Here is a 1,789-nt window from a genome sequence, read left to right as displayed (position 1 = left end):
AAAAAATGTTGGAACTGCTGAACAAAGAGAAGATTTAAAAAAACAAATTTTACTTACAAAAGAAATGGGAATGTTTACTACTTTGGCACAGAAAACCAATTGAGTATCAAGCAGTTTGAAATTGTTACAATGAATTACAGATCAGTTCAAAAGCTTTCAAATCCATCTGGAAATGGGCAAAGAAGAGCCGGTCGGAATAATTTTACAACGGGTTCTACAAATTTTTTTGGATCTAATAATTTTGATCAAAGTCAAAATATAAGAGGAAATAACACAGTAGACCAAAATAGACAAACTGAAGGCGATATTAATTTAACTTCCATAGAAACAATAATACCTGATGACATTAAGGAGGGATTGGATATTAAAATTGACACTGAACTTAACAGTTTTATTGTAAGTGGTCCGGGCATTAATGTGGAAAGGTTAAAAAAGTTTATTAAAAGCATTGACAAACCTGTTCCGGTTATTCTAATTGAGGTCATGATTATGGAAGTCAACCGTAGTGCAATTGTAGAAACCGGAGTTTCATTTGGTCTTGGTGAAGAACCATCAAACATAGCAGGGTCAGTATTCCCTTCTACAGATATTAGGCTTGGGTCAGAAAGTGTAAACCGAATCATTGGAAGCTTTAATGGATTTGGGTCACTGAATTTAGGCAACGTACTTCCTGAATTCTACTTAGACATAAAAGCAATGGAATCCAATGGATTTATCAGGGTTTTATCTACCCCTAAATTGAGTACTTTAAATGGCCATAAAGCATTTTTATCAAGCGGTCAAACAACCTATTATGCAGTTACTAGCCAAAGCTTTTTTGGCTCACAAATACCACAAACTTCTGAAATTAGAAATTATGTTCCGATCGATGCAGAGCTTGCTATTGAAATCCTGCCTTTTGTTTCAGGTGATGGTGAAATCACTTTAGACATTGAAGTCATTCAGTCTGCTTTTACAGGAGAAAGGATTGAAGAAGATGCACCACCAGGGATGAACAGCCGTGAGTTTTCGTCAATTATAAGAATGCGAAATCAAGATGTTGCAGTTTTGGGGGGTATTGAAGAAGTTAGAAAAGATGATACAGGCTCAGGGGTGCCTTTGCTTGCCCGTGTTCCTGTCATAAAATGGTTATTTAGTAAAAAAAGAAGGGAAGATTCTAAAAGGACATTGACTATTCTAATCAAACCCACTGTCATTTATTAATGCTTTCAAACCTGTTTTCATATTGGCAATTTGGCACAACATATTGTAGTGTTGAGGTTGTTAATTCGGATAAAGATGAAAACTTTTTCTTGGTGGTTGCCAAGAAAAAAAAGGATGAGTTTGTTGATTTAAGTTATACAGAATCTACCTTAATAAATGAACTTTCAAAAAAACTGTCAAAAAATCAACATCTGTATTTAATAATAAATACAGATAAAGTCCTTATCAGGAAAATTCCAAATTCAAGCAACAAAAACAACCAGCTTTCAAATGCTTTTCCAGGTTTAAACTATTCTGAGTTTTACTATAATATTTTGACAACTGATAAAAATTCTTTTATTGCTATATGTCGCAAAGATTATGTTCATAGTCTCATTGAAACGTTTAGTAAAGAAAAAATTGAAGTAATTGGTTTTGAGCTTGGTTTTGCATCTTTAAATATTATAATTCCTTCTCTTGGTGAAAGTTCAATTGAAACCAATAAATTTCAGTTTGATATTGAAAATGGACAAATCCAAAATTTTGATGAAATTACTCAAAAATCACTTGCGCTTTATAGAATAGATACTATTGAGGTGCCCTCTAA

The 1,789-nt window shown here is 33.1% G+C and carries 2 protein-coding genes; both read left to right on the top strand.

Annotated features, from left to right (window positions below; translation table 11 throughout):
- Positions 1 to 129: 129 nt before the first annotated feature.
- Positions 130 to 1,203 (top strand): hypothetical protein, encoded by a 1,074-nt coding sequence (locus AACY61_RS13255; protein WP_339612056.1) that lies wholly within the window; start codon positions 130 to 132, stop codon positions 1,201 to 1,203.
- 92 nt (positions 1,204 to 1,295) lie between these two features.
- On the top strand, positions 1,296 to 1,789 hold a 494-nt coding region (locus tag AACY61_RS13250; protein WP_339612055.1), incomplete at its 3' end, for a hypothetical protein.

The sequence above is a fragment of the uncultured Planktosalinus sp. genome (genome assembly GCF_963973675.1).
Lineage (GTDB): Bacteria > Bacteroidota > Bacteroidia > Flavobacteriales > Flavobacteriaceae > Planktosalinus.
Note: the sequence above shows the minus strand (reverse complement) of the source record. Positions and strands in the feature narration are given on the sequence as shown.